We start from the raw sequence: 20742 nt of genomic DNA on the forward strand, positions 1-20742 counted from the left end.
AGACGAGCCCTGCTCGCGTTAGCCGCGGTGGCGATGACCACCGCGGCACTGGCCACCGGCGCCACACCCGCCGTGGCCGAAGCCGACATCCTCGGCGCCGACAACCCGACCGCCATCGCGGACAGCTACATCGTCGTGTACAACGAGCTGTCCACCCAGAGCGTCGACGCGCTCACCGCCGACCTCAGCGCCAAGTACGACGCCAAGGTCGACTACACCTACCGCAACGCGCTGAAGGGCTTCGCGGGCACGCTGTCCGAACGGGACGCGCGCCGCCTGGCCGCCGAGCCCGGCGTGGCCTACGTCCAGCAGAACGGCGAGGTCAAGGCGACCGCGACCCAGCCGAACCCGCCGTCGTGGGGCCTGGACCGAATCGACCAGCGCAACCTGCCGCTCGACTCGTCCTACACCTACCCGAACGACGGCACCGGCGTCACCGCCTACATCATCGACACCGGCATCCGGACCACGCACTCCGACTTCGGCGGCCGGGCCACCTGGGGCACCAACACCGTCGACACCAACAACACCGACTGCAACGGCCACGGCACGCACGTGGCGGGCACGGTCGGCGGCACGGCCCACGGCGTCGCCAAGGGCGTGCGGCTGATCGCGGTCAAGGTGCTCAACTGCTCGGGCTCCGGCTCGTTCGCCGGTGTCGCCGCGGGCATCGACTGGGTCACCGGCCACCACACCTCCGGCCCGGCCGTGGCCAACATGAGCCTGGGCGGCCAGGGCAGCGACGTGACCGGCGAGACCGCGGTCCGCAACTCCATCGCCGACGGCGTGACCTACGCGATCGCGTCGGGCAACTCCAACGCCAACGCGTGCAACTTCACCCCGGCCCGCGTCGCCGAGGCGATCACGGTCAACGCGTCGACCAACACCGACGCCCGCGCCTCGTTCTCCAACTGGGGCACGTGCACGGACATCTTCGCGCCCGGCCAGAACATCACCTCGGCGTGGATGACCAACGACACCGCCACCAACACCATCAGCGGCACGTCCATGGCCGCGCCGCACGTCGCCGGCGGCGCCGCGGTCCTGCTCGGCGCCACGCCGTCGTTGACGCCCGCGCAGGTCGCGAGCGCGATGATCGGCAACGCCACCCCGGACAAGATCACCAGCCCGGGCACCGGCTCGCCGAACCAGCTGCTGTTCGTCAACACCGGCGACCCCGGGCCCGGCAACCCGTCGGTCACCCCGCCGGGCAACCAGACCGGCAGCGTCGGCACGGCCACCAGCCTGCAGCTCAAGGCCTCCGGCGGCGCGCCGCCGTACACCTGGTCGGCCACCGGCCTGCCGCCCGGCCTCGCGATCGCGGCGTCCACCGGCCTGATCTCCGGCACGCCCACCGCCGCGGGCTCCCACACCGTGACCGCGACGGCGACCGACAGCGCGGGCAAGTCCGCGAGCACCACGTTCACCTGGACCGTCAACCCGACGGGCGGCACGTGCGCCGCGCCGGGTGAGAAGGCGGTCAACGGCGGCTTCGAGAGCGGCACCACCGGCTGGGCGAACGCCACCCACACCATCGCCGCGTGGACCGGCGAGGGCTCGCCCCGCTCCGGCACCCGCTCCTCGTGGATCAGCGGCTACGGCTACAGCAACACCGAGACGCTGACCCAGACCGTCACCGTCCCGGCGGGCTGCACGAACACCACGCTGTCGCTGTGGCTGAAGATCAGCACCGACGAGTACGAGCCGGAGGTGTTCGACACCTTCACCGTCGCGGTGGCCGGCACCACCCTGGCGACCTACACCAACCTCAACCCGTCCGGCTACGAGGTGCGCACCTTCAGCCTGGGCGCGTACGCGGGCCAGACCGTCACGCTGAGCTTCTCCGGCGTGGAGGACTGGTCCTACCAGACCTCGTTCGTGGTGGACGACGTCTCGGTGAACGCGGCCTGAGCCGAACGTGGGGAGGGCCGGCGCACCGGTCCTCCCCACGTCCTCACCTCAGCAGCCGATGGGCGAGGAGCCGATCGCCACGTCGTCGTACCAGAGGGTGTTCGCGCCGTCGCCGTAGCTCTCCCAACCCAGCCGCAGGTCGGTGACCGCCGGACGCCAGTTGGTCTTGCGCAGCCACTGGCCGTCGACGTCGGGGGTGGACACGCCGTCGGCCACCAGGCCCTCGACCACCGCGCCGTTCAACGAGGTGGAGATCCGGCCCGCCGGGTCCACGGTGAACTGCACGCAGTTCCACTGGCCGGTGGGCAGCGGCTTGCTCTTCGACACGCCGACCGGGCTCTGCTCGGGCAGGGTCGCGTCGTCGGACTCGCGGTTCCACTGCAGCGCCGAGTTCTGGCCGCCCATGCGCAGGTCCTTGCCGCCGTCGGCGGAGTCCTTCATGGCCATGAACGTCACGTGCGCCATCGGCAGGGCCGTGGTGTGGCGGACGTAGAAGCGGCCGTGCACCACGCTCGTGCCGGTGAGCGGGGTGCCGAAGAAGATGTGGTTGCAGTAGCCCGACGCGCCGTTGACCCGCACCGACTTCGAGCCGCTGCGCGCGACCGAGTTGTCGATGCTGACCGTGCCCTGGCCGGTGCAGTTGGCCGCGCCGACGGTCCACCGGCCGCTCGGCGCGGACCCGGTCTGCTGCTCGAAGCCGTCGCACAGCGTCGCCGTGCCGCAGTCGCCCGGGGGCACGTCGGTCGTGGTGGTCGTCGTCGTGGTCGACGTCGTGGTGCTCGTGGACGTGGTGGTCGACGTCGTCGTGGTCGTGGTCGTGGTCGGGTCGCCGCTGCACGAGACGCCGTTGAACGCGAAGTCGGTCGGCGTCGCGTTCGAGCCGCTGTAGGTGGCCTGGAAGCCGAACTGGGCGCTCGCGCCCGTGGCCAGCGAGCCGTTCCACGGCATGTTGGACGCCGTCACCACGGCGCCGGACTGCTTCACGTCGGCGCTCCAGCCGGAGCTGACCACTTGGTTGCCGGTGAAGGTCCAGGTGAGCTTCCACGAGGTGACCGGAGCGGACTGGTTGGTCACGGTCACGTTGGCGGTGAACCCGGTGGCCCACTGGTTGAGCTTGTAGTCCACGGCGCAGACGGGAGCAGCACCCGCCGTGCTGGTCCCGCCGATCACCACCAACCCGGCTATCGACACCACAGCGGCCACCGCCGCCAGCAGATTTCGCACAACAACCCCTTCGTTGTCGTATCTGGGAGCGTTCCCAGAAACTGACTGTAACGATTCCGTCACCCCGATGGAATACTCCGGCTGCCGCAACGGCGATTCCGGCGAAGGCGTCCGGCGTCGCGGACTACCGTGCACTGTGATCCACAACGGACCGGGCCACCGAGGGGGACCAATGCCCACCGCCGCCGAGATCGACCGGCTGCGCCGCCAGGGTGAACTGGACCGGGCCGAGGCCCTGGCCGGGCACGACCACTCCGCCGACGACACCGACCTGCGGATCGTGCGTGGCCGGTTATCGCTGGCCCGGCACCGGTACGACGAGGCGCTGGCGCTGTTCGCGGACGACGACGACCGCCTGCTCGCGTGGCGCGTCGCGACCCTGTCCCGCACGTATCGCGACGACGAGGCGTTCGCCGTGGCCGCCGAGGCGATCACCCGGTACCCGGACAGCGTGCCGCTGCGCCTGGCCCTCGGCCGGGCGCACCTGGACGCGTGGCGGCCGCGCGAGGCGCTCGCGGCCTTCACCGAGGCCCGCCGCCTCGCGCCGGACGACTGGCGCACCACCGGCTGGCTCGCCGTCGCCCTGGCCAACCTGACCCGCCTTGACGAGGCGAAGGCGACCGCCGCGGAGGCGGTCCGGAGCCACCCCGACACGCCGAAGGCCCACTACGTCCTCGGTCGCGTCCACTCGGCCTCCTACGAGTTCGCCGAGGCGGTGGCGTGCTACGACGCGGCACTGGACCTCGACCCGCGCTACCCGGACGCGTTCGAGTGGAAGATCACCGCGCTGCGCCTCCAGCACCGCTACGACGAGGCCGAACGGGTGGCCGGAGCCGCGGTGGCGGCGGTGCCCTCCGTGCCGCGGCTGCACGTCGAGCACGCGTGGGTGCTCAGCGACCAGCACCGCCACGACGAAGCCCTGGCCGCCGTCGACCGGGCGCTGGCGCTCGACCCCGCGCACCGCTGGGCGTTGGAGAGCCGCATCGACCTGCTCCAGTCGCTCGGCCGCACCGACGACGCGCTGGAGCAGGCGGCCGACGCGGCGGACCGGCACCCGTCCGACGTGATGTTCCTCGTCTCCACGGCCTGGCTGCACGCCGCGCGCGACGAGCACGACCGGGCGATCGAGCACCTGGACCGCGCCGCGGCGATCACGCCGACGCACGAGTCGGTGGTGCGGAGCCGGATCTCGATCCTGGTCTCGGCGGACCGGTACGACGAGGCCGAAGCGGCGGCGGGCGTGGGCCTGGCGCACTACCCGGACGACCCGGACCTCCAGTTCACCCTGGCCGGCGTGCACCTGGGCCGCGGCGAGACCGACCTCGCCGTCACGTGCTGCGACCGGGCGTTGGCCGGTGTGCCGCGGCACGCGCCCGCGTTGCGCCGCAAGATCATGGTCCTCCGCGACGCCGGCCGGTCCGAGGAGGCGCTGGAGACCGGCGAGCGGGCGCTGGCGTGGCACCCCCGCGACCCCGCGATCCACCTCGCGCTGGCGCGCCTGCACGCCGACGAGGGCCGGCACGGGGAAGCCCTCGACCACGTCGAGCGCGCCTTGGTGGTCACCCCTCGCGACACCAACGCGTTGCAGGCGCGGATCGACTGCCTCGGCCACCTCGGCCGGCGCGAGGAGGCCGCGCAGGCGGGGCGGGACGCCGTGGCGCTGCGCCCGGACGATCCCGACCTGGGCGTGGAGCACGCGTGGGCGTTGAGCGCGCTCGACCTGGAGGACGAGGCCGTCGAGGCGGTCACCGGCGCGCTGCGCCTGTCCCCCGACCACGCCTGGGCGCTGCGCAGCCGGGTCAGGTTCCTGACCTACGCGAAGCGGTTCGACGAGGCTGCCTCCGCGGCGGCGGACGCCGTGCGCCGGCAGCCCGACGACGCCGAGCTGCACGTCACGATCGCCCGCCTGCACATCGCCCGCGGCCGGCTGGACGAGGCGGTGGCGTCGGCCGAGCGGGCCCTGGCGCTCGAACCGCGGCACTCCGGGGCGCACAGCGCGCGGATCGTCGCGCTCGACGCCCTGGGCCGGGTGCCGGAGGCCCTGCTCGCGGCGGAAGCCGCCGCCGAGCAGCAACCCGAGGACGTGTCCACGCTCCTGCGCCTGGCCGACGCCTACAGCCAGGCCGGACGGCACGACGACGCCGTGACCGCGACCGAACGCGCGCTGGCGATCGAACCCGAGGACCGGGACGCCGTGCGGAACCTGATCGGCCACCTGCGCGAAGCCCGCCGGTTCGACGAGGCCGGCCGCGCGGCGGAGGAGGCGCTGGCCCGGATCACCGACGACCCCGACCTGCACGTCACCGTCGCCTGGCTGCACGCCGACCGCCACCGGGTGCCGGACGCCCTGACGTCGGTGGACGCCGCGCTGGCGCTCGACCCGGAGCACGAGTGGGCGTTGCGCAGCCGGACCGCGCTCCTGCACACCGCCGGTCGGGTGGACGAGGCGCTGGAGACGGCGGCCAGGGCGGCGGCGCTGCACCCCGACTCGTCGAGCCTGCACGTGACCGCCGCCGAGCTCGCCGCCGCCCGGCACCTCGTCGACGAGGCGCTGACCCACCTGGACCGGGCGTCGGCGGTCGACCCGGCCGCCGCGCTGCCCCACCGCCGGAGGATCCGCGTGCTGCGGCTCGCCCGCCGGTTCGACGAGGCCGGGCGGGCGGCCGACGAGGCGTTGACGCGCTTCCCCGACGACGCCGACCTGCGCGTCGACATCGCCTGGCTGCACTCGGACCTCGGCCGCGGCGAGGCGGCGTTCGCCGAGGTCGAACGCGCGCTGGAACTGCGGCCGGAGCACGAGTGGGCGTGGCGCACCAAGGTGAGCCTGCTGCGCGCGGCCCGCCGGTACCCCGAGGCGCTCGTCGCCGCGGACCGGATGCTCGACGTGCGGCGCGACGAGCCGGACGTCCTGGTCACGGCCGCGTGGCTGCACGGCGACATGGGTGATCTCGACCGCGTGCTGGTGGTGACCGGGCGCGCCCTCGAACTCGACCGCGGGCACGTCGCCGCGTACGAGGCGCGAGTCGCCGCGTTGATCCTCCTCAACCGGTTCGAGGAGGCGGAGGAGACCGCGCGGCAGGCGTTGGTGAACGCGCCGGGCGTGGTGGACCTGCACGTGCTGCTGGCCAAGGTGCACGACCACGTCCGCGCGTTCGACCGCGCCGAGGAGCAGTTCGCCGCCGCACGCGCCGTCGACCCCTTCGACGAGGACCTGGTGGTCGCGCAGTCGGCGACGTTGCGCACCCTGCGCCGCCTCGGTGAGGCCGAACGCCTGGTCGCCGAGTTCTGCGCCCGGGTGCCGCACCTGCGCGGGCCGAGGTTCGAGCTGGGGTGGATCCACCACGACGCCCGCCGGCTCGGCGAGGCACGTCGGGTGTTCGCCGCGCTGCTCGCCGACGCCCGCGACGACTACGAGCGCGCGGCGTCGCACCACGCCCTGGGCTGGGTGGCGTTCACCGGCGACGACCTCGTGACCGCCGAGAAGGAGTTCCGGGCGGCACTGGTGGACCGCCCGGAGGACTACGACTACGTGCTGGCCCTGGTGTGGGCGCTGGCGCGGCAGGACGGCGAGCGGCGGTGGCGCGAGGCGGAGGGCCTGGCCGGCGGGCTGCTCGACCGGCGGGTCTCCGCGGCCGTGCACGTGTGCCTCGGCGTGCTCGCCTTCCGGCGCGGCGCCCTGGCCTCCGCCGAGTACCACCTGCGCCAGGCGTTGGAGGTCGACCCGCACCACGGCAGCCACGCCGACCTCGGCGCGCTGTACGTCCAGATGGGGCGGTACGAGGAAGCCGAGGTCGAGCTGGGCAAGGCCGTCGAGCGGGACTGGTACGACGTGAACGCGCACGTCGAGCTGGGCGCGTTGTTCCTGCAGCTGGGCGAGGAGCGGCTGTCCGACGCCGAACGGGAGTTCCGGCAGGCGGCGGCGATCGACCCGGCCTCGGGCGCGGCGGCGATCGGGTTGGCGCAGGCGCTGGCCAGGGCCGGCGACGAGGCGGAGGCGGAGTCCGTGCTGCGGCAGGCCGAGCAGCGGCAGGACGCGTCGCGCAAGTGGCGCACGCACCTGGCGCTGGCGCGGCTGCTGGTGCAGCGCGGCGACAAGCAGCAGAACCCGGACCTGCACGCGGAGGCGTACGCGCAGGCGCAGTCGGCGATCGAGACCGCGCCGGACGCGGAGGCGGACCCGCACTTCGTGGCCGGTGTGGCGCACCACCGCATGGGGTCGCTGGCCGCCGACGCGCGCGGCCGGTTCGGCTACCGGCTGCGCGCCATGCACCACCTGCGGGAGTGCCTCAAGCGCAGTCGCGGTCACGTCGAGGCGCAGCGGAACCTCCAGCTCCTGGAACGGGAGCTGAAGGCGGTGGCGCCCGCGATCTGGGGCGGCTACGCGGTGGCGACGATCTCGTTGCTGCTGCTCGGCACGATGTGGACGGCGTTCTTCTTCTCGAGCAAGGTGACCGCGGTGATGCTGACGGCCACCACGCCGGTGCTGGTGGGGCTGTTCACCGTGGCCGTGCTGCTGCCCGCGCTGATCCGGCTCAAGCTGCCCGGTTTCGAGGCCGACCTCCAGGCGGGCGGCGCGACGGTGTCGCCCGGTCCGACCGGGCAGGTCACGTTCGGTCCCGGCCGGTTGACCGTGACCAGCGGGCCGACCGGGCAGCTGCCCCGCCGGGAGTGATCACCCCAGCACGGTCACGGCGCCGCGCCCGCCGTCCACGCGGACGCGGTCGCCGGTCCTGATGCGGGTGGTGGCGTTGCCGCAGCCGACGACGGCGGGGATGCCCAGCTCGCGGGCGACGATCGCGGCGTGCGACAGGGGCGCGCCGACGTCGGTGACCACGGCGGCGGCGCGCGGGAACAGCGGGGTCCAGCCGATGTTGGTCACCGTGGTCACCAGGACCTCGCCGGGCTGGAGGGCGGCGCCGTCGGCGACGTCGTGGATCACCCTGGCGACGCCCTCCACCACGCCCGCCGCGCCGGGGAAGCCGGACACCGCGTCGCCGAGGGGCGCCGCGGCGGCGTCGTGCACGTCGGTCCGGCGGTTCGGGTCGGCGGCCCACGCCTCGGGGTCGAACCGGCCCCGGATCACGGTCGGGTAGGGCGGCAGCGCGCGGTAGCGGTCGTAGGCGGCACGGCGGGCCGGCACCGACGCCAACGGCGTCTCGTCGCCTTCGAGGACGCGCAAGGTCTCCTCGATCGGCAGGAAGAACACCGCGTCGCCGTGTCCGGTGACCTCGCCCGCCCGCACCAGGAACGCCCGCAGCACGGCGAACGTGCGCGCGAACTCCGACCGCGCCCGCTCCCGCTCACGGGCCAGCGCGGCGAGCCCGTCCACCTCGCGGCGCAGCCGGTCGACCTTGCCGGGGTGCGCGGCGCGCAGTCGCGCCCACGCCGCGTCGCGCACGGCCGCCTGCCTGGCCAGCAGCTCTTCGGGCTCGACGCCGACGTCGTCCGGGCGCGGCCACTCCGGGTCCTCGGCCGGGCGCGGCGCGGACACCTCGAACTCGTCGGCGAACCGGTGGCCGTACCGCCGGGCGTAGGCCTCGCGGGTGATCTCGCCGCGCTTGAGCCGCGCGAGGCCGAGCACCGGGCCGAGGCTCTCCAACTCCCCCGCCGCGCCGTGCGCGCCGGTCAGCAACGCGGTGGTGTCGTCCTCGCCCACGAGCGCGGCGAGCTTGCGGCGCACCTTGGCCGACGACATCGAGCCGTTGCGCGCGCCGGCGTCGAACACCTTGGCGTCCACGTGCAGCACGTCGTGCACGTCGGACCGCCACAGCGCGAGCAGGTCGGCGGGCGTCGAGGCGGCGCGGAAGGCGGCGTGCAGCCGTTCGGCCCGACCCGGCGCGGAGGCCAGCAGGCCGTCGATCCTCGCCCGGAACTCCCGGTTCTGCCGCAGGAACGGCAGCGCCGCCCCGATCGCCGCCCGCAGCACCGCCAGGCGGGACAGCGGCAGCGGCGGCACCTCGACACCGGCCGGGACGCGGCCGAAGTACAGCTCGACCGTCCGCCACATGAACCGGCTCAGGCCGAGCGCCCGACCGACGGCCAGCGCGGCGCTGAGGTTGAGGTAGAACCGGCCGCCGATGTTGCCCGACGTCGGGTGGCCGGCGATCGGCGGCTGGGCGAGCACCTTCGCGAACGACCAGGTGGCGGGCGACATCACGCTCGGCACGGCCTCGCGCAGGTTCGCGCACGTCCACAGGTAGTCGCCGCGCAGGGTGTCGTTCCAGACCTCGGCCAGCGCGGTGATCGGCCTGGCCTGCAACACCGCGATCCGCCCGCCGGCCACGGCCCACTCGACGTCCATCGGCACGCCGTACAGGTCCTGGACGCGTGAGCCCAACGCGGCCAGTTCCCGCACCTGCGCGTGGGAGAGCAGCGAACCGGACCCGCGCACCGCGCCGTCGGCGGACACGACGTACTCGTCGGGGGTGACCGTGCCGCCGACCAGCGCCTCGCCCAGGCCGGGCGCGGCGTTGACCACGGTCTCGGTCCGCGCGCCGGTCACGGGGTTCGCGGTGAACAGGACACCGGCCGCGTCGGCGGCCACCATCTGCTGCACGACGACGGCGATCGCCACGTCGGTGATGCCGTTGCGGGCGCGGTAGGCGACGGCGCGTGCGGTCCACAGCGACGCCCAGCACCGCTTGACCGCGTTCAGCACCTCGTCGCCGGACACGTCGAGGAAGGTGTCGTGCTGTCCGGCGAACGACAGGTCCGGCAGGTCCTCGGCGGTGGCCGACGACCGCACCGCGACCGGTCCCGGCGGCAGGGCGGCGCGGATGGCGTCGGCGATGTCGTCGGGCAGGTCCAGGCGCTCGAACGCGGCGGCGATCGCGGCCTCGCCTCCCCGGCCGGCCCGGATCTCGGCGTCGAGGCCCGCGGTGGCCCGGCGGTAGGCGTGCGTGGTCAGGTGGAAGCCGTCCGGCACGGGCAGGCCCGCGGCCGCGAGCCTGGCCAGCGAGGCGCCCTTCCCGCCGACCGCCTCCAGGTCCGCGGCGGGATCGGCGAGCGGCAGCACCAGCGCGGTGGTCCCCATGTGCCGATCTTCGCACCGGCGACTACGCCCCGTGGCGGGAACGCGCCGAACGCGGGCGCGCGGCCGGGTCGAGGGCGATCGCGATCCCCAGCCCCACCGCCACCACACCGGCGGCGACCACGAGCGCCGCGAAGAGCCCGGCCGCGGTGAACGCCAGACCGATGACCGCCACGCCGAGACCGCCCGCCAGCTCACGGCTCGAGGTGACCGCGGCCGAGGCGACTCCGGCGACCCGCTCGTCCGCGGCGTCCAGCACCGCGGTGGTCAACGGGGTCGTCAACGCCGAGCCGAAGCCGATCACCACCAGGCACGCGAGCACCACCGGTGTCCGCGCGAAGGACATCGCCACCAGCCCGGCCGTCACCGCGCCGAGCCCGCACGCCGCCGTCCGCCACGGCCCGAGCCGGGACACCAGGACGGGCACGACCGGCGCGCCCGCGATCACGGCCAACGCGGCGGGCACGAAGAACAGGCCGGTGGCCAGCGGGGTGAGGCCCTCGGCGTGGTGCAGGTGCAGCGGCAGCACGAACAGCACACCGCTGACCGCCAGCCCCCACAACGCCTGCGCGACCGTGCCGCCGACGAACACCGACCGGGCCAGGCCGGCGGGGAACAACGGGTGCGCGGCCGACCGCTCCACCGCCACGAACATCAGGCACGCCGCGCCGGACAACGCGGCCAACGCCGCCACCGGCCCTTCGCCGCCGACGCTCAACACGGTCGCGGTCACCGTGAACACGGCGGCCGTCAACGCCGCCGTCGACCGGATCGGCAACGGTGTCGGCCGGGTGATCCGCCGGGACGGCAGGGCCAGGAAGGCGAAGGCGGCCACCGCCACGCACGCCGGGACGTTGCCGAGGAAGATCCACCGCCAGTGCGCCACCTCGCTGAGCAGACCGCCCAGCGCGGGCCCGACCGCGAGCGCCACGGCCAGCGCGCCCGTCCACGCCGCGATCCCCGTGCGACGTCGGGCGGCGTCCAGTTCGGTCCGCAGCACGGCCAGCCCGGTGGGCACGATCGCCGCCGCCGCCGCGCCCTGGGCCGCCCGCCACAGCGCCAGTTCCCAGCCGCCGTGGGACGTGCCGCAGCCCAGTGACGCGGCGGCGAAGCCGACCAGCCCGACCAGCAGCACCCGCCGGTGCCCGAACCGGTCCCCCACCGCGCCGGCCGCCGGCATGAGGCTCGCGAACACCAGCATGTAGCTGACCACGGCCCACTGCAGGTCGTTCGTGGACAGGCCGAGGTCGCGGCCGATGGTGGGCAGGGCGACCATCAGGACGCTGTTGTCCAGCGCCGTGACGAAGGCCGCGAAGCAGGCCACCAGCAGGACGCGCTTCACGCGAGCGCGGCCGTCAGCATCGGCCACGACGCCCGCAGCTCGCGTTGCCAGTACTTCCAGGTGTGCGTGCCGCCGCCGTAGGCGTTGACCGTGATCGGGATGCCCAGCGACCGCATCCGGGCCACGAAGTCCGGCGACGTGGTGCCCACGATCGTCTCGAACGCGTCGTAGGACCACCAGTCCTGGTCCAGCACGCCTTTGAAGCCGTTGCCGTAGGACATGTAGAGGGACATGCCGCGCAGGTTCGCCGCGAGCTGCCGGGGGTTGTGCGCGGCCCACACGGCGGGCACGAGGGTTTCGCGGCCCCACGGCCCGTACGGGTCGAGGCCTTCCCGCACCACGGTGGTGTAGATGAACTGGGGGACGCCGACGAACTGCGTCGACAGCAGACCGCTGTAGGAGGCGGCGGCCCGGAACATGCCGGGGTGCTTGGCCGCGTACCCGAACGCGCCCGTGCCGCCGGCCGACAAGCCGGCGACGGCGCGCGCCGTGCCGCCCCGGTAGTTCCGCTCGACGAGCTGCGGCAGCTCGCCGGTGTGGAAGGTCTCCCACTTGGGCGTGCCGCCGCGTCCGCCGTTCCACCAGTCGGTGTACCAGCCGGCGCGTCCGGCGTCGGGCATGACGACCAGGACGTCGCTCGACGCGCTGAGCTCCTCGACGTCGGTTTCCCTGGTCCACGAGGTGTAGTCGTCGCCGACGCCCTGGAGCAGGTAGAGGACCGGCCACGTCCTGGACGCGGTCGGCGACCAGCCCGGTGGGGTGAGCACGCGGACGGGCACGTGCCCGCCGACCGCGGGCGAGGACACGGTGAGGTCGACGGTGCGGGCGTCGAGCCACCTCTCACCGACGACCACCGCCCCGTCGTCGGCCGGGACGGGCGTGGCCTGCGCGGGCACGACCGCGAGGGCGGCAGCGGACAGGACCGACAGCAGCACGCGCATCATCACTTCTCCCGAAATTGTCAGACCCCGTCGGTAAAATCGAGAACAGGGGTCCCCCAGGGCGGGGACCTCCGCGACGCGTCCGGGGCGGTGATCACGAGGTGGGCGCCGGACCGGCCGGCGGCGAAACCCGCGACCCGTCCACGGTCACGAGGTGGGCAGCAGACCCGCGAGGTAGCGGTCGCGGCAGGCGGCGCGGGAGAGCTTTCCGCTCGACGTCTTCGGCACCGAGCCCGGTTCGACCACCAGCACGTCCCGCACGCGCACGTCGTGGTGCCGGGACACGGCGGCGCGCACGCGGGCACGGACGCGGGCCTGGTCGACGGCCGCGCGAGGCACCTTCGAGGACCGTTCGGCGACCACGACCAGCGCCTCGCCGTCGACCGAGGGCACCGCGAACGCCGCCACGTGACCGCGCCGGATCACGTCGTCGGCCCCCTCCACGACCGCCTCCACGTCCTGCGGGTAGTGGTTGCGGCCGTCGATGACGATCAGGTCCTTGATCCGGCCGACCACGTACAGCTGGCCGTCGTGCAGCACGCCGAGGTCACCGGTGCGCAGCCAAGGCCCCGGTGGCGAACCCGGCAGCCGGGCGCCGAAGCCCTCGCCACCAGACCAGTAGCCCGGCGAGACGTTCTCCCCGCACACCCAGATCTCGCCCACCCGGTCGCCCTCGACCCGCTCCCCCGTCACCGGGTCCACGATCGCGAGGTGCTGGTCGACCGCGCCGCCGCAGCCGACCAGCACGCTCGCCCGCTCCGGGTCGTCCTGGCGGACCGCGCGTCCTCGGGCGAGCGCGGCGCGGTCGAACCCGGTGGTCGTGGGCCGGGCGGCGGCGGTCACGAACACCGTCGCCTCGGCCAGGCCGTACGAGGGGCGCTGGGCGTCCGGCCGCAGCCCGCACGGCCCGAACGCCTCCTGGAACCGGGCCAGCGTCGCCGCGTGCACCGGTTCGCTGCCGTTGATCAGCGCCACCACGCCGCTCAGGTCCAACCCGGACCGATCGGCCGCCGACACCCGCCGCGCGCACAGGTCGTAGGCGAAGTCGGGCGCGGCGCTGAGGACGTCGCGCCGCCCGTGCATGGCCCGCAGCCACCGCGACGGCCGGTAGAGGAACGCCGACGGGTCCATCAGCACCGCCTCGGCACCGGTCGTCAACGCCACGCCGACGCCGAGCACCAACCCCATGTCGTGGAACGGCGGCAGCCAGCTCACCGGCGACGCCACCGCGTCGGCCAGGCCGTAGGCGGTGAGCGCCTGGCGCACGTTGACCTGGAAGTTCCGGTCGGTCACCACCACACCGGCCGGTGTGCGCGTGGAGCCGGACGTGTACTGCAGGTAGACGGGGCCGCCGAGCCGTCGCACGGGCGGTTCGTCCGACGGCGGCACGCTGCCGACCACCACCACGTCCAGGTCGAGCGCGGCCGGCGCGTCGGTGAGCGCGACGGTCGGCGCGCAGTCGCGCAGGATGCCGTCGAGGCGTTCCCGGTGGCCGTCGCCGGTGATCGGGAACAGCGGCACGGCGAGCACGTCGGCGTACAGGCAGGCGACGAACGCCACCACGTAGTCCAGCCCTTGGGGCAGCAACAGCAGCGCGCGGTCGCCGGGCGCGCACCGGCGCCGCAGCTCGGCGGCCACGCCGCAGGCCCGTGCGTCCAGCTCGGCCCAGGTGATCGGGACCGGCACGCCGCGGGGGTCCGCCTCGTAGTCGAGGAACGTGAAGGCGGTGCGGCCGGGCCGTTCGCGGGCCCAGCGCCGCACGGCGTCCACGACCGTGCCGGTGGTGGTCGCGGTGACCGTCATGAACACCCTCTCCTCTGCGCGATGACAAAATTCGGAAATAGGTTTTGTGCGGTCGTCACAACTTTTGTCGAAGTGATTTCCAACACGCCGGGCGCAGAAGCTACCGGCGAGTAGAAGAACTGTCAACGACTACTTCACGCGACCGGTCATTGACCCGATCGGCCTATTGTTCGCAGGCGTTCGACCAGGCCACGATCGTTCGCACGCCGCAGGCACCCCGATCGCGGACGTGTCATCCGCCGCCTCGCAAATACTTCACGGCGTTTTTGTGGGAATCGTACGAAAGGTGACCCATGACCGGCTTCGGCACGTCCGCGGAAGCGGAGATCCGCGCTTGGTTGGTGCGCGGCGTCGCGGAACTCGCCGACCTGGCGGAGGGCGAGGTGGACGTCGACCAGCCCCTGGCCGAACTCGGCCTGTCCTCGCGTGACGCCGTGGTGCTCGCGGGCGCGTTGGGCGAGTTCCTGGACGTGCCGCTGCCCCCGACCCTGCTCTACCAGCACCCCACCATCGCCCGCCTCGCCCGCCACCTCGCCGGGCCCGCGCCCGCGCCGGACGCCGCGCCCGGCCGACCCGTGGACGAGGGCATCGCGGTGGTCGGCGTCGGCTGCCGGCTGCCCGGCGGCGTCGACGGCCCGGACCGGCTGTGGGACTTCCTGCGCTCGGGCGGTGACGCGGTCACGCCCGCGCCGCCGGACCGCTGGCCCGGCCTGCCCGACGGCACGCCCCGGTTCGGCGGCTTCCTGGCCGACATCAAGGGCTTCGACGCCGAGTTCTTCGGCATCGCGCCGCACGAGGCCGCGTTGATGGACCCGCAGCAACGGCTGGTGCTGGAGGTGTCGTGGGAGGCGCTGTACCACGCGGGCATCGCGCCGGACGCCTTGCGCGGCAGCCGGACCGGGGTGTTCGTCGGCATCTCGACCGGCGAGTACGGCACGGCGAACGCGGCGGACCTGAGCCGGGTGGAGCCGTGGACGGCGACCGGCGGCGCGTTGAGCATCGCCGCGAACCGGTTGTCGTACCTGCTGGACCTGCGCGGGCCGAGCCTGGCGGTGGACACGGCGTGCTCGTCGTCGCTGGTCGCGGTGCACCACGCCTGCCAGAGCCTGCGCGCCGGTGAGACGGACGCCGCCGTGGTCGCCGGGGTGAACCTGCTGCTCGGGCCGGCCGTGACGCTCACGTTCCACCGGGCGGGCCTGCTGTCGGCGGACGGTCGCTGCAAGCCGTTCGACGCCTCCGCCGACGGCATCGCGCGGGCCGAGGGCTGTGCGGCGGTCGTGCTCAAGCGCCTGTCGGACGCGAGACGTGACGGCGACCGGGTGCTCGCGGTGATCCGGGGCAGCGGCGTGAACTCCGACGGGCGCTCGAACGGGCTGATGGCGCCGAACCCGGAAGCCCAGGCCGACCTGCTGCGCCGGGTGTACGCGGACGCGGGCGTCGACCCGTCCCGGGTGGACTACGTGGAGGCGCACGGCACCGGGACGCTGCTCGGCGACCCGATCGAGGTGGGAGCGCTGCGCGAGGTGCTCGGCCGGGACGAGGCGGCACGCGACGGTGGGCCGTTGCTGCTCGGCTCGGCGAAGGCGAACTTCGGGCACGCCGAGTCGGCCGCCGGGGTGATCGGGCTGGTGAAGGTGGTGCTCGCGGTGCGGCACGGCGAGATCCCGCCCGGCCCGCACTTCCGCGTGCCCAACCCGCACATCGACTTCACCGGCGTGCGCGTGGTGACCGGGCCGACGCCGTGGCCGCGGTACTCGGGCCGGATCACGGCGGGTGTGTCGTCGTTCGGGTTCGGCGGCACGAACGCGCACGTCGTGCTGGAGGAGCCGCCCGCGGCCGACCCCGCCGACCGGCCCGACGGCCCGGCGTTCCTGGTGCTCTCGGGCACGTCCGAGGGACGCGTGCGGCGGCACGCCTCGGCGTTGGCCGAGTGGCTGGCCACGACGCACGCCGACCTGCACGACGTGGGCGCGACCTTGGCCCGACGTCGTGGACGTGAGCCGCACGCCGCGGTGGTCGCCGGGTCCGACCGGGCCGCCGTGGTGGCCGAGTTGCGCGCGTTGGCCTCGGGGGAACGCCCGGTGGGCACAGCGGACCGGCACGGCGACGCGGTGTGGGTGTTCTCCGGCTACGGCTCGGGCTGGGCCGGGATGGGACGTCGGCTGCTCGACGCGGAACCGGTGTTCGCGGCGGCGGTGGACGAGGTGGACCGGCTGATCGCGCCGCACTCGGTGCGGTCCTTGCTGGAGACGCCGTCGGACACCTTGGGCGACGGCCAGATCGCGTTGTTCGGCGTGCAGATCGCCCTGGCGCGGCTGTGGGAGTCACGCGGGCTGCGGCCGGCGGCGGTGATCGGGCAGTCCGCGGGCGAAGTCGCCGCGGCCGTGGTGAGCGGCGCGTTGTCGCTCGCCGACGCCGCCCTGGTGATCACCACGCGGGCCCGGCTGCTGGACGTGGTCGACGCGGCGGGCGACGGCGGGATGGCGGCCGTCGCACTGCCCGCCGACGAGGTGGACGACCCCGCGCTGTCGGTCGCCGTGCACGCCGCACCGCGCCGCTGCACGGTGTCCGGCCCGGCGGACCGGCTCGCCGCCCTGGTCGCCCGGGTCGAGGCGGACGGCGGGATGGCGCGCGCCCTGCCGCTGCGCACCAGCGGCCACTCCCCCGCCGTCGAGCCGGTGCTGGACGAGCTCGCGTCGGCCCTGCGCGAGGTCGCTGGACGACGCGGCGACGTGCCGCTGTACGGGACCGTGCTGGCCGACCCGAGGCACGCGCCGCCGTTCACCGCCGCCTACTGGGCCGCGCACATGCGCCACCCGGTGCGGTTCACCCAGGCCGTGACCGCCGCGCTGGAGGACGGCTTCACCGCGTTCCTGGAGGTCTCGCCGCATCCCGTGGCGCTGTCCGCGATCGCCGAGCACGCGCCGTCCCTCGCGCTCGTCGGCTCGCTGCGCCGCGACACCGACGACGTGCGGACCTTCCACGACAACCTCGCGTCACTGCACCTGCACGGCCTGGTGCCCGCCCGAGGCGTCACCGACGTGCCGGCCGCACCGTGGGAGCACCGCCCGCACTGGACCGCTCCCCCGACCCGCCGGGCCGGCCACCCGCTGCTCGGCGACCACGTCGAACTGCCCGACGGCACGCACGCGTGGCAGGCCGACGTGGGCCTGGCGGCGGTGCCGTGGCTGGGCGACCACCGGGTGCAGGACACCGCCGTGCTGCCCGGCGCGGCGTACGTGGAGATCGCCCTCGCCGCCGGCGCGCAGGTGGTGCCCGGTCCGCTCGCGGTGCGCGACGTGGTGTTCGAGGCGCTGCTGCCGCTGGCCGACGAGGTCCGGCTGAGCACCACGTTCCGGGCCGGGCGCGTCGAGGTGCACGCGAAGACCGCCGACGGGTGGGTCCGGCACGCCACCGCCACCGTCGTGCCGGGCGAGGAGCGCGGCGCCCCGCCACCGGTCGGCGGTGGACTCGAACCTGTCGCCCTGTACGACCGGCTGGCCGAGGTCGGGATGAACTACGGCCCGGCGTTCCGGGGCGTCCGGTCCGCGCTGGCCGGCGCGGGTGCGGCGAGGTGCCTGGTCGACCGCCCGGACGGCCCGGACCGCGCGTTGCGGCTGCCGCCGACGCTGCTCGACTCGTGCCTGCACGCGCTCGCCGCCGCAGCGCTCGACGTCGCCGCCGGTGGGCCGTACCTGCCGGTCGGCATCGGGGCCGTGCGGCTGCACGGCGACCCGCGCCGCGCGGACCGGTGCGAGGCCGTGGTCCGCGAGAGCGGCGGGGGTGAGCTGACCGGGTCGGTGTGGCTCTACGACGACGCCGGCACCCTGCTGGTGGAGGTCGTGGACGTGCGGGTGCGGCCGGCGTCGGTGGCGTTGTCCGGGCTGGCGTTGGAGACCGCCTGGGAACGGCACGACCTGCCCGCCGTCGAGGACGCCTCGCGCACGTGGCTGCTGCTCTCCGACTCCCCGACCCTGGCCGGTGTCCTGATCGACGCCGGGCAGCGCGTGACGACCGATCCCTCGGACGCGGCCGACGGGATCGTGTTCGTCCCCGGTGACCTGGAACAGGACTTGGCGCGGCTGTCGTCGTTGGCGCACGACGCGCGGCGGTTGTGGATCGTCACGCGGAACGCGGCGTGCGTCGTGGACGGTGACGCGGGTGTGCCGGAGCAGGCCGCGTTGCGCGGTGCGGTGCGGGTGTTGGCGTTCGAACGGCCGCAGCTGCGGGCCACGATCGTGGACGTCGACGACGTCACCGTGCTGCCGCGGGAACTCCTCGCCGACCGGGCCGACGACGAGGTCGCCTGGCGTGGTGGCGCGAGGTACGCGGCACGGCTGCGGCGCGCGGAGGTCGACGTGCCCGCGACGGGGTCGGTGGTCGACTCGGGCGCGTACCTGATCACCGGCGGGTTGGGCGCGTTGGGGCTGGTCATGGCCCGGTGGCTGGCCGAACGGGGCGCCGCGCGGATCGTGCTGTGCGGTCGTCGTGGGCCGTCGCCGGACGCGCGGGCGGAGGTGGCGAAGCTGCGGGCGCTCGGCGCGGACGTCGTCGTGGTGACCGGTGACGTCGCCGCACCCGGCGTGGCCGAGCGGGCGGTGACGGCGGCGGTGGACGGCGGGCTGCGGCTGTGCGGAGTGGTGCACGCGGCCGGTGTGCTGGCCGACGCGCCGGTCGACCGACTGGACCCGGCCGACGTGCGGCGCGTGCTGCGGCCCAAGGTCGACGGCGCGCTGCGGCTGCACGAGGCGACGGCCGGGCACCCGCTGGACTGGTTCGTGGTGTTCTCCTCTGCGGCGGCCCTGCTCGGCTCGCCAGGTCAGGCCGCGTACGCGGTGGCCAACGCCTGGTTGGACGGGTTCGCCCGGTGGCGGCGGGCGTCGGGGCTGCCCGCGACCACGATCGACTTCGGCGCGTGGAGCCGGGTCGGGTTGGCCCGGGACAACGACAACCCGCTGCTGCGGCCGATCTCGCCGGCCGAGGGCGTGCAGGCGGTGGAGGCGTTGCTGCTGTCCGGACGGGTGGCGACCGGCGTGGTGAGGTTCGACCGGCGGCGGGTGGTGGAGCTGTTCCCCGGGCTCGCGCACCGGCCCTTCTTCTCGTCGTTCCTCCGGCCGCCGTCGGAGGTGCCCGCGGCGGACCGGCTGAGCGCGATCGTGGCGCGGGTGATGGGTGGTGCGCCGGACCCCTCGCTGCCGTTGACGTCGCTGGGGTTGGACTCGTTGATGGCGATGCGGTTGCGCAACGCGGTCGAGCACGACCTGGGGGTGGAGCTGCCGGTGCCGTTGCTGCTGCGCGGGGCGAGCCTGCGTGACGTGGAACGCCACATCGCCGGGCTCGAACCCGAGGCGCCGAGCCGGGTCGAGCCGCGCGACCCGACCGAGCGGTGGGTGTTCGGGCTGTGGGCGGAGGTGTTGGGGCGGCGGGACTTCGGCGTCCACGACGACTTCCTCGCCCTCGGCGGCTCGCGGGAACGACTGCTGGCGCTGGTCCGCCGCCGGGTCGCCGCCGACGACTCGCTGTTCGCGTCGCCGACCGTGGAGGCGATGGCCGAACGGCTGCGCGCGGCGTTCGAGGACGCGGGCGGGCCGGTGCGGGTGCTGCGCGCGGGCGGGTCGCGGCGGCCGTTGCACCTGTTCCACCCGGCGGGCGGGCCGACCAGCGTGTACGAGCCGTTGGTCGGGTTGCTGGAGGACCGGCCGTGCTACGGGTACGAGCGGATCGACGAGGTGCCGGACATCCCGGCCAAGGCGGCGCGGTACGCGGAGCTGGTGCGGTCGGTGCAGCCGTCCGGGCCGTACGTGCTGGGCGGCTGGTCGTTCGGCGGGTGCCTGGCGCACGAGGTGGCGTGCCTGCTGCGGGACCAGGGCGCCGAGGTCGGGCTGGTGGTGATGATCGACACGGTCCGACCGCTGCCCGCGCCCGAGGTCTCGCCCGCCGACCTGGTGCGGCACCGGTTCGCCCGCTACGTCCGGCACGTCGAGGAGGTCTACGGCGCGTCGGTCGAGCTGCCGTGGGAGTCGTTGTCCTCGTTGGACGACGTGGGGCAGATCGACGCGGTGCTGGCCGCCGTCGCCGACCTGGGCATCAGCCCGGGCGCGCTGCGCCACCAGCGGACGTCCTACCTGGACGCGCGGGCGGCCGAGCGGTTCACGCCGCGGCACTACCCGGGGCGGGTCGTGTTCTACCGGGCGACCGACCGGGAGACGCTGACCACCGTGCTCGACCCGCGCTACCTGCGCCGGCAGGACGACGACGACCTCGGGTGGGCCGACGCGTGCGGCTCGTTGGAGGTCGTGCCGGTGCCCGGCGACCACCTCTCGATGGTGGACCTGCCGCACGTTTCCGCGGTGGCGCGGCACCTGTCGTCCGTGTTGGACGCGTAGGGTTCCCCGGGGCGCGGGGTGGGGGGGTGGAAACCCCCCGCGACGGGGGGGTTTCCAAGCCCCTGGTGGACAGCAAGAGGGTGGACCTTCCCCCGGGTTCTTCCC

Annotated in this window: 8 protein-coding genes; 3 read left to right on the plus strand and 5 right to left on the minus strand. The window is 74.5% G+C overall.

Annotated elements, in window-relative coordinates:
- Positions 1–33 precede the first annotated feature (33 nt).
- A complete protein-coding gene (locus tag ACZ7GX_RS20900; RefSeq protein WP_498778713.1) occupies positions 34–1911 on the plus strand; it encodes a S8 family peptidase in 1878 nt (625 codons plus the stop codon).
- A gap of 48 nt (positions 1912–1959) precedes the next feature.
- Here the strand turns inward: ACZ7GX_RS20900 and ACZ7GX_RS20905 are convergent, their stop codons facing one another.
- Positions 1960–3135, minus strand: a complete 1176-nt coding sequence (locus ACZ7GX_RS20905; protein WP_498778714.1) for a cellulose-binding domain-containing protein — start codon at positions 3133–3135, stop codon at positions 1960–1962.
- Between the two features lie 172 nt (positions 3136–3307).
- Between ACZ7GX_RS20905 and ACZ7GX_RS20910 the strand changes: the two genes are divergently transcribed.
- Positions 3308–7807 carry a tetratricopeptide repeat protein gene (locus tag ACZ7GX_RS20910; protein ID WP_498778715.1) on the plus strand — a complete coding sequence of 1500 codons (4500 nt, stop codon included), beginning with the start codon at positions 3308–3310 and terminating at the stop codon, positions 7805–7807.
- Here ACZ7GX_RS20910 and ACZ7GX_RS20915 read toward each other — a convergent pair whose 3' ends face one another.
- The 4 genes from ACZ7GX_RS20915 to ACZ7GX_RS20930 all read right to left on the minus strand — a co-directional run bounded on the left by ACZ7GX_RS20915 (position 7808) and on the right by ACZ7GX_RS20930 (position 14251).
- Positions 7808–10168: a PEP/pyruvate-binding domain-containing protein gene (locus tag ACZ7GX_RS20915; protein WP_498778716.1), complete on the minus strand. Its 2361-nt coding sequence runs from the start codon at positions 10166–10168 to the stop codon at positions 7808–7810. It lies immediately after the preceding gene.
- A 22-nt stretch (positions 10169–10190) separates the two neighbouring features.
- Positions 10191–11534 carry an MFS transporter gene (locus ACZ7GX_RS20920; protein ID WP_498778717.1) on the minus strand — a complete coding sequence of 448 codons (1344 nt, stop codon included), beginning with the start codon at positions 11532–11534 and terminating at the stop codon, positions 10191–10193.
- Entirely contained in the window at positions 11504–12448 is a 945-nt protein-coding gene (locus tag ACZ7GX_RS20925; protein WP_498778718.1) for an alpha/beta hydrolase, read from the minus strand. The genes ACZ7GX_RS20920 and ACZ7GX_RS20925 overlap by 31 nt, the downstream gene beginning before the upstream one ends.
- Positions 12449–12595: 147 nt before the next feature.
- Positions 12596–14251, minus strand: a complete 1656-nt coding sequence (locus tag ACZ7GX_RS20930; protein WP_498778719.1) for a fatty acyl-AMP ligase — start codon at positions 14249–14251, stop codon at positions 12596–12598.
- 293 nt (positions 14252–14544) lie between these two features.
- Between ACZ7GX_RS20930 and ACZ7GX_RS20935 the strand changes: the two genes are divergently transcribed.
- A complete protein-coding gene (locus ACZ7GX_RS20935; protein ID WP_498778720.1) occupies positions 14545–20637 on the plus strand; it encodes a type I polyketide synthase in 6093 nt (2030 codons plus the stop codon).
- Positions 20638–20742: the final 105 nt, after the last annotated feature.

The sequence above is a fragment of the Actinosynnema sp. NPDC037264 genome, from assembly GCF_055603705.1.